Source organism: Gilliamella sp. wkB72 (genome assembly GCF_001693745.1).
GTDB classification, from domain to species: Bacteria; Pseudomonadota; Gammaproteobacteria; order Enterobacterales; family Orbaceae; genus Gilliamella; species Gilliamella apicola_E.
Genome location: NZ_LZEI01000001.1, coordinates 73,142 through 83,282, shown reverse-complemented (window position 1 = coordinate 83,282; position 10,141 = coordinate 73,142). Strand labels below are relative to the sequence as shown.

At 37.9% G+C, this 10,141-nt stretch carries 6 protein-coding genes; 3 read left to right on the top strand and 3 right to left on the bottom strand.

Translation table 11 applies throughout. From position 1 onward, the window contains the following. From A9G07_RS00385 to A9G07_RS00375, 3 genes are all read right to left on the bottom strand, one after another. Nucleotides 1-338 (bottom strand): hypothetical protein (locus tag A9G07_RS00385; protein ID WP_141677436.1); only part of this gene is annotated, 338 nt, incomplete at its 3' end. A 200-nt stretch (nucleotides 339-538) separates the two neighbouring features. Beyond that, entirely contained in the window at nucleotides 539-1,852 is a 1,314-nt protein-coding gene (locus A9G07_RS00380; RefSeq protein ID WP_065733590.1) for a hypothetical protein, read from the bottom strand. 1,031 nt (nucleotides 1,853-2,883) lie between these two features. Next, nucleotides 2,884-4,245 carry a hypothetical protein gene (locus tag A9G07_RS00375; protein WP_141677435.1) on the bottom strand — a complete coding sequence of 454 codons (1,362 nt, stop codon included), beginning with the start codon at nucleotides 4,243-4,245 and terminating at the stop codon, nucleotides 2,884-2,886. An 835-nt stretch (nucleotides 4,246-5,080) separates the two neighbouring features. Between A9G07_RS00375 and recC the strand changes: the two genes are divergently transcribed. From recC to panS, 3 genes are read left to right on the top strand one after another with little or no spacing between them, the layout of a single operon-like run. After that, nucleotides 5,081-8,242 carry an exodeoxyribonuclease V subunit gamma gene (gene recC, locus A9G07_RS00370; RefSeq protein WP_065733588.1) on the top strand — a complete coding sequence of 1,054 codons (3,162 nt, stop codon included), beginning with the start codon at nucleotides 5,081-5,083 and terminating at the stop codon, nucleotides 8,240-8,242. Between the two features lie 8 nt (nucleotides 8,243-8,250). Next, complete coding sequence (locus A9G07_RS00365) at nucleotides 8,251-9,042, top strand: TatD family hydrolase (RefSeq protein ID WP_065733587.1); 792 nt, start codon at nucleotides 8,251-8,253, stop codon at nucleotides 9,040-9,042. 43 nt (nucleotides 9,043-9,085) lie between these two features. Continuing rightward, nucleotides 9,086-10,051, top strand: coding sequence for a ketopantoate/pantoate/pantothenate transporter PanS (gene panS / locus A9G07_RS00360; protein WP_065733586.1), 966 nt, complete (start codon nucleotides 9,086-9,088; stop codon nucleotides 10,049-10,051). Nucleotides 10,052-10,141: the final 90 nt, after the last annotated feature.

Below are 10,141 nucleotides of genomic sequence, written 5' to 3'. Positions count from 1 at the left end.
GATGTTGTGAGAAGGGATTGTGGTGTTTTTTGCTTCGGTATTTGGCAATGCTTTTGATACCATAGCTCATAGCCACTTAAATCATAATCACCCAATAACTCATACCCCGTTAAATTAGGGCTGGCATTAGGGTAGCGTTTAGTAATAGAACGGGTAGGAAATCCACCGCAAATAATAATTTCATCAATTTTTTTTATATACTTTGCCGTTACCTTTAAGTTAAAACCCAATAATTGCTCAACCACATATAATGATTGATTATAAAGCTTTAAAAAATTACCCTCGGCTATAAACTGAACCGGATTTTTACTTAACGCTATTTTTTCTTCAATATTCATTTTATATTACTCCTTTAATATCAATATTTTTAACCACCACCTCGGTGCCCAGCATTTTTGCCGCTTAGCCGCAAAATCGCTTTTTTTATGGCTAAACGACGTTGACTCCTTGAGTCAGCTTACTTTTAATGACTCAACACTATTTTTTATCACCCCCACCCCCGCCCCCGCCCTAAGGATTAAGGACGAAGGAATAAAAACTAAGGATGGGAGCAAAAGCCGTAGTTGAAGTAGTAGCCCCAATCCACGTTACCGCTGTGTGTGTACACGATAACCTGGTCACTACCATTCGGGTCACTAGTCCAGTACCAAGCGTCGTTGAAGCCAACGCGTGAATAATCATGCATACTACCCCACTCAGTGAAAAAGCCAGAACCAATTCTACGTTGGTAATAATTACCAGATGAGGATGGGGTGGCGCCGATGGATATAGGGTTACCATTCCAATCACGAGATGCATTAGTTAAATCCTTTACGCGAGGCATTCGATAACCAATACGATTACACCAAGATAATGTATTAGGATAATAGTCCTTCTTAGAACCACGGTTCACGAACCACTGCTTCAAAGTAAAACCATATTTGACGACTGGATTACCTTGAGCGTCACGACCAACCAACTCGAATGTCTGAGGCAAAGTAGGTTTAGAAATAGGACTAGGACTGTCTGAATTATGCTGGGATTCGGTAGCGTAAGGACCCGTTAAAGTAACGCGTACGCTTGTAGCAGTAAGATTAGACATTGTAACGGTGATACCACCCTGAGAAACAGGAGACCAAAACAATGGCTGACTGACACCACTAATGAGTAAATCAAAGTACATTCCATTAGCGCCAGTAGTAGGAAAGTTTCTACCGTAAAGTGACGGGTCTGTTTCTTGAGTCAGAAAACCCTTAGCAGGGTCCCACATTGAAGCTGGGCCAGCATATATACCTGAACCTTCTCTCAAATTAGGTCTGGCAAAACAAACCACCGGCCCAGCCTTAGGATTGACGTAATAAGTCACATTACTAGCATTGAAAGTACTACGATTAGGAACGCCATAACGAGTAGATAATGTACCGTTAGTACTAGATAACTTAATCCTATAAGGTGCGTTACAAATTGTTAACACGGAATTACGTGATACAGACTGATTGTTTTTATCGACGATAGATAAACTTAAAGAACCTGTAGCAGTAACACCAGAATCACCATCATCATCACCCCAATAATTATTAGGAGGACCGATAAGAGAACTTAAAGCGACTGAATTTGTATCAGTAGGAACGAACATACCAATATCAGCAAAACTCTGACCCTCAACCGGCAAGACGATTGGGGTTGTAGATGATGAATTGTTAGAAGGCGTGTAATTAGCTCCGTTAGATAGCGTAATCCCAAGCAGACCGTTAGCATCGACCGCACGTGTACGACCACCGTCGAAAGTCAGATAAGGTGCACTACCCTGTATCGCATTCCTAGTTGTCTGTGATGTTAATGCATGACCAGAAAAAGGAAGGAAAAGAGCCACGAAAAAAACAATCTGCTGGGATAATTTGGGAAAATCGAAGGATCTAAAAGATGATCTGAAAGAGGATCCGGAAAACGACCGGAAAAAAGATCGAAAAGAGGATCGCGGAAGCGATCGCGCGAAAATTCGCAGAATTTCACTTGATTGCGTGGAAAAATAAGTTTTAGTGAAAAATTTAAACTGGGTGCTGGACTTAGACGAACTTAAAAGATAGGTTGGCCATGTTGCCTGTTGCCTGTTGCCTGTTGAAAATTATAATGCATTTTAGACTACCTTGTCAAGTAATTTTTTGATTTATTTACAATTTTATACTTTTTTATCAAGTTTTAGCCTCTGAGCTAAAACCGTGTAAAAAGTATAGTGATTGGAAAAACACGATGCAACACTTTTTTTCGCTCAGTTGCGTTAACTTTTGTAAATAGGATCTAAAAAGGATCTAGATTACAATTGATTGGCTATTGTTTTAATTAAAGATATCACAATTACAAATCTTTAAATAAATGATTAAAGATCCTCGAAATTTTATTTTAGGGCTTTGAATTAGAAATTTAGTAAGTTTGATCATTTAAAACTTTTTAAGTGAAATTTAAAACCTCAAAAACCCCGCTCCTCAACTTTTTTTGATGTAAAAAAGACTACTAAAAAACGATACAGTTTAAAGCGGAATTATTTATTTGAGACAATATATCAAAGCAGGATTTTGAACCCCAAAAACCCCGTTCCTCAACTTTTTTTAATGGAAAAATACAGCTACTAAAAAGCGACACAGTTAGAGCGCAATTATTTATTTGAGACAATATTTCAAAACAAAATTTTGAACCCCAAAAACCCCGCTCCTCAACTTTTTTTTGAGATAAAATACCTCAAAAATATACCCGCCGAGGCGGGTAATTGAAGCGTCGCTTAGCCGCAAAATCGCTTTTTATGGCTAAACGACGTTGACTCCTTGAGTCAGCTTACTTTTAATCACTCAACACTATTTTTTATCACCCCCACCCCCGCCCTAAGGATTAAGGACGAAGAAATAAAAACTAAGGATGGGAGCAAAGGCCGGAGCGGTGGAAGGAGGTGTAGTCCCAAGCCACGTCACCGCCGCCTGTGTACACGACAAACTGGGAACTACCATTCAGGTCACTAGTCCAGAGCCAATAGTCGGCGAGGCCAACGCCTGAATAATCAGACATATAACCCCACTCCGTGAAAAAACCAGAACCTATATGACGCATGTAAGCATTATGGGATGAGGAAGGAGTGGCGCCGACTGAACCCTGACAGTAAATGCTTGAATTGTAACCTCGACAAGATGCGTTGGTTAAATCCTTTACCTTAGGTACTTGATAACCAAGACTATTACACCAAGATAATGTATTAGGATAAGTGTCATACTTAGAACCTCGGTTGACGAACCACTGCTTCAAAGTAAAACCATATTTAACAACTGGAGTACCATTAGTATCACGACCGACCAACTCGAAGGTCTGAGGCAAAGTAGGTTTAGAAATAGGACCAGGATTTCTAGAATTATGCTGGGATTCGGTAGCGTAAGGACCAGTTAAAGTAACGTGTACGCTTGTAGCAGTAGGATTAGACATAGTAGCAGTGATACCTCCATGAGAAACAGGAGACCAAGACAATGGCCGACTTACACCACTAATGAGTAAATCAAAGTACAATCCATTAAGACCTGTAGTAGGAAAGTTTCTACCGTAAGAGGATGGGCCAGTTGACTGAGGGATAAAACCATTATCCGGGTCCCACATCGAAGCTGGGCCAGCAAAATCCAAAGATGGGTAAGGAGGAGAATCACCACGCTTACCAAACTTTAAGTTAGGCCGAGCAAAACAAATCACAGGCGAAGCCTTAGGATTGACGTAATAAGTCACATTACTAGCATTGAAAGTACTAAGATTAGGAAATCCATAACGTGTTGATAATGTACCGTTAGTACTGGATAACGTAACCCTATAAGGTGCCTTACAAATCTCTAGCTCTGTACTACGTGATACCGATTGACCTCTGTTATCGACGATAGATAAACTTAAAGAACCAGTAACAGTAACGTCACTATCACCATCATCATCACCCCAATAATTATTAGGAGGACCGATAAGTGAACTCAAAGCGACTGAATTAGTATCAGTAGGAACCAACATAGCAATATCAGCAAAACTCTGACCCTCAACCGGCAAGACGATTGGTGCTGAAGAAGATGAAGTATTGGTTGAAGGCGTGTAATTAGCTCCGTTAGATAGTGTAATCCCAAGCAGACCGTTAACATCAACCGCACGAGTACGACCACCGTCGAAAGTCAGATAAGGTACACTACCCTGTATCGCATTTCTAGTTGTCTGTGATGTCAATGCATGACTGGAAAAAGGAAGGAAAAGAGCCACGAAAAAAACAATCTGCCGGGATAATTGGGAAAAGGATCGAAAACAGGATCTGAAAGAGGATCCGAAAAACGACCGGAAAAAAGATCGAGAAGAGGATCGCGCGAAAATTCGCAGAATTTCACTTGATTGCGTGGAAAAATAAGCTTCAGTGAAAAATTTAAACTGGGTGCTGGACTTAGACGAATTTAAAAGATAGGTTTGGCAGGTTGGCTGTTGGCTGTTGGCTGTTGAAAATTATATTGCATTTTAGACTACCCTGTCAAGTAATTTTTTGATTAATTTACAATTTTATACTTTTCTGTCAAATTTTAGCCTAGTAGCTAAAACCGTGTAAAAAGTATAGTGATTGGAAAAACACGATGCAACACTTTTTTTCGCTCAATTGGGTTAACTTTTGTAAATAGGATCTAAAAAGGATCTAACCGATATTTGATTAACTTATGTTTTAATTAAAGATATTATGATTACAAATCTTTAAAATTAGAGCGATTGATCCTTAAAAATTTTATTTTGAGGTTTTGGATTAGAAATTTAGTGATTTTGATCATTTAAAAGTTTTTAAGTGAAATTTAAAACTTCAAAAACCCCGCTCCTCAACTTTTTTGATGGAAAAATAGAACTACTAAAAAGCGCCATAGTTTAAAGCGGAATTATTTACTTGAGGCAACATTGCAGAATTTAGAACCCCAAAAACCCCACTCCTCAACTTTTTTACAAAAGCGAGTTGGATGTTATAAGAATTATTACAATATAAAAAAACACCACCTATACGTAACTGGATTTATTAATAACAATCGGCGATAATCAATTTAATTATATTAAAACTAATGTAACCATGTTTACTATTTATCATTCTAATCAAGTCGATTTACTCAAATCATTAGTCAGCGAATTAATGAGCAGAGACCCATTAGAGCAAGTATTTACACCTGATATGGTCATTGTGCAAAGCCAAGGGATGGCGCAGTGGTTACAAATTGAATTGGCTAACGATCTTGGTATTGTGGCTAATGTTGATTTTCCCTTTCCGAGTCAATTTATTTGGCAGTTATACCAAGCCCTTCTGCCTGAGGCACCAATTGAAAATAGTTATAATGTCGAATCAATGACTTGGCGTTTATATTATCTATTGCCAAAAATTATTGAGCGGCCAGAATTTGAAACAATCAAATATTATCTTGATATTGATAAAGAAGAACGAAAACAGTACCAATTAGCAACTCGCATAGCAAAATTATTTGACCAGTATTTAGTTTATCGCCCAGACTGGCTAGCCAAATGGGAAGCTAATCAAACAGTAACTGAATTGAACAACCATCCGGATGAGAAGTGGCAAGCGGAATTATGGCGTCAACTGATCTCGATTAGCCAACCCTATCATCGTGCTAACATTTATCAACAAATGTTAGAGATTATGTTAGATAGTGACTTTGATCGTTCCAGATTAAACAATTTACCTAAGCGGATTTATATTTTTGGCATCACATCTTTGCCCCCAATTTATCTATCACTATTATCCGCACTTGGACAACATATAGACGTTCACCTCATGTTTAACAACCCTTGTAAATGGTATTGGGGAGATATTGTTGAAATATCGGATACACAAAACCCACTACTGACATCGTGGGGAAAATTGGGACGCGATAACCTATTTTTATTGCAAGAGTTCCAAAATAAACAGGATATTGATCTCTTTGTCGACAATGAGCGTAATTGCCTATTACATGCTATTCAGCAAGATATTTTAGAGCTCTACCGTGAAGCACCAGTAGATGAAATCGATAACCAAGATAGATCGATAACATTTCATGCTTGTCATAGCGAACAGCGGGAAGTCGAAGTACTTTATGATTATCTATTATCAGCATTTGATGCTGATCCAACACTGGAATTACGTGATTGTATTGTCATGGTTTCAGATATTGATAAGTATGTACCTTATATTCGATCCGTATTTGGTAATGCTGAAGGACAACGTCATTTACCATTCACTATTTCCGATCAAAAAGCGCGTAACATCGATCCCATTGTGCAAGGATTTTTTGCTATTTTAAACTTTACTGAAAGCCGCTTTACTGCCGAAGAGTTATTTAACCTGCTAGAAATCCCAGCAATTGCTGAAAAATTTACCATAAGTGAGCCACAACTAACTTTATTACATACTTGGATTATTGAGTCTGGTATTCGTTTTGGTCTCGAAAATGCTCACAGTTGGCTATTTGGTATTGAGCGCTTACTACTTGGTTATACCATGAATAGTGAACAAGGTGGCTGGCAACAGATATTACCTTATGATGGGGCTACAGGATTAGATGCCGAATTAATTGGCCAATTAGCAGAATTTATAAAATCTGTACGTAAATGGCTAAACATTTTAAGTGAAGACAAACCGTTATCTGAATGGCAAAGTTGCTGTATTGAGCTTATCAATGACTTCTTTGTTAGCAATACATCGCGTGAATCAATTTTACTCATGATCCAAGAAGAGTGGGAAAAGCTGATCAGCAGTGGTTTAAATGCCAATTTTACCGACAATATTTCGATAACCGTCTTACATGATGCTATGCAAACCCGATTGGAACAAAGCCACTTAGCGCATCGATTCTTAGTTGGTAAAATAAACTTTTGTACTATGATGCCAATGCGTTCTATTCCGTTTAAATTGGTTTGCTTATTAGGTATGAACGATGGTGACTATCCAAGAACATCATTACCTTTAGATTTTGATTTAATTGCACAAAATCCAAGACGCGGCGATCGTAGTCGACGCATTGATGATCGTTATCTATTTTTAGAAGCTATTTTATCGGCACAAAATCAACTCTATATCAGTTATATTGGCCGTGATATGAAAGATGATAGCGAACGTTATCCATCGGTATTGGTTGATGAACTTTGGGATTATATTGTGCAGTATTATGCAACGGATGAAAATTCCACTAAAAAAAATCATCTAATAGATAAATTAAAAACATTGCATACCCGCACCCCATTTAATCCGCTAAATTTCTTAAATGAGCCAAGAAGTTATGCCGATGAGTGGTTACCAGCAGCGTTAAAAGCAGGGGAAAGCCAATCATTTATCAGTGATATCACCAATATGGTTGTTGATAACATCAATTTGGATGAACTAAAGCGATTTTATCAACACTCTATTCGATTTTTTTTACAAAAACGCTTTAATTTTTATATCAATTATTTAGATGACACATTACCCGATGCCGAAAACTTTAGCCTAGATAGCTTGAAACGCTATCAACTCAATTTACAGATTCTAAATGAGATGATCACTAAGGACTCAACTGATAATTTGTATCAACGCCTAACATTGACGGGTGAATTACCAGATGGAGCTTTTGGTGAGATTATTTATGATGAACAATGTGAATTATTACAGCCATTAGCCAACAAAATCATTAAAGAGCGAACCGATCTTTCAACGTCAGAGGTGAATTTAACCATTTCGATAAATAAACAACATTATCAATTACAAGGATGGTTAACTCATATTCAACAAGATGGCATTTTAACTTGGCGACCGACTAATCTCTCTATTCGTGATGGTATATCATTATGGATTGACCATTTAATTTATTGTATTTTAAATACAGATAAAAGCCAAAGTCGATTATATGGGCGAGAAGACAATCAATGGCGTTTTTCACACATTGATGCTAACCAAGCTTTAGCAATATTAACTGATTTGGTTGACGGTTATATACAAGGTATTAATCAACCGATGTTGTTACCATTACAAAGCGCATGGAGTTGGTTAATTACCGCATATAATCCAAAAACAGCAGAAATTGAGCCGAGTGAAAAAGCCATCAGTAAATTATTAAATGCATGGCAAGGTGGACAATTTCACTCCGCTGAATGTGATAGTTATTACGCAAGATTATACCCTGAGTTGAACAATGAATTAATTGAGCAAATAACCCATCTTGCTCAGCGATTTTTATTACCGGTATTATTACATCAAGTCGAAGAATAGGAGGCATTATGTTTATTGATACACATTGCCATTTCAACTTTCCTGCTTTTGTTACCGATTTAGATAATTCAATCAACCACATTCGCCAAGCTCAGATTACTGGTTTAATTATTCCGGCCGTATGTGCTGATCATTTTAGCCAAATTTTGCAACTCAGCGGACAGTATCATGAACTTTATGCTGCACTTGGCCTACATCCTATATATCAACACTCCCCTACTGACCTTGAAATATTAGTAGATAAAGTTAGTACTCACTCAAAAAAAATAGTCGCTATTGGCGAAATCGGTTTAGATCGTTATGACAACTCGATTGCGTGGCAACAGCAACTTGATTTTTTTCGAGCACAATTGACTATAGCCAAGCGCTTTGATCTACCGGTTTTAGTCCATTCCCGCAAAACACACGATGTTATCTATCATGAATTACATCAAGCCAATTTACCCTGTCGTGGCGTGATCCACGGTTTTTCTGGAAGTTATCAACAAGCCATGCAATTTGTTAAATTAGGCTATTACATTGGTGTGGGTGGCGTAATAAGCTATGCGCGAGCCAATAAAACTCGTCAAACCATCGCCAAATTACCGCTCGAAAGTTTAGTGTTAGAAACCGATGCACCTGACATGCCGTTAAGTGGCCGGCAAGGACAAATCAATCGACCAGAAAATATTGTCGATATTTTTAAGATTCTTTGTCAATTACGTCCTGAAAATCCGATAGAAATACGCGACACAATTCTAACAAATACCTTGACGCTATTTAATAGAATCAATAAAATGGAAATACTAAATCAAACTTAACCATATAATTATTAAAAAATTATTCAGCCACAAGGTGGTGCTTATGTCTCGACGCTATAGTCAGTTATTTGTGCAATCCCTTATTTCACTTACTCGATTATTTCCTCTATGGGCAGTACTTTGCGCAATAATCGCCTATTTTTTACCTAACGCATTCCTTCCAATTCGCCCTCATACATCACAACTATTAATGTTTGTCATGTTTACCATGGGCGTAACGTTAAGTATTGATGATTTTAAACGCGTCGTTACTAAACCTAAAGCGGTAATAATTTGCACCCTACTGCATTATATTGTTATGCCACTAACCGCATTGATCTTATCTAAATTATTTACCATGCGACCTGAGTTATTAGTTGGCATGGTTTTAGTTGGTAGTGTTGCGAGTGGAACCGCCTCGAATGTAATGATTTATCTGGCTAAGGGTGATGTGGCTTTATCGGTCACCATCTCATCAGTATCAACACTTGTTGGTGTCGTGGTCACCCCACTACTTACACTACTATTAGTCGGCACCACTGTTGAAGTACCTGTATGGGATATGTTAGTGCATATTGTCCAAATAGTACTTGTTCCAATATTATTGGGATTAATTGTTCACCACTTTTTATATTCAGTAGTAAAAAAATGTGAGCGCTTCCTACCATTACTCTCAATGTTATGTATTTTATTAATTATTTGCATAGTGGTAGCGGGTAGTCATGCGCTCATTGGTCAAGTCGGTATAACGGTCATTTTTGCCGTAATCATCCATAATGGAATTGGTTTGTTAGGTGGTTATTGGGGAGGACGTTTATTTGGATTTGATGAATCGACCTGCCGAACCATGTCTTTAGAAGTGGGAATGCAAAACTCAGCGTTAGCTGCAACACTGGGTACCACCTATTTTTCAGCTTTATCAGCACTGCCAGCTGCGGTATTTTCTGTTTGGCACAATATTTCTGGCTCACTCTTGGCGGGTTATTGGCAAGGCAAACCGGTTAAAGATAAGAAAAAAGCTAATAATTAATTATCATAAAATAGCATTCATGGGCTCTCTTACCCAATCATAAAGGTAAGAGAGCATAATCTTAGCGCTAAGCATATCATTCGTGCAATT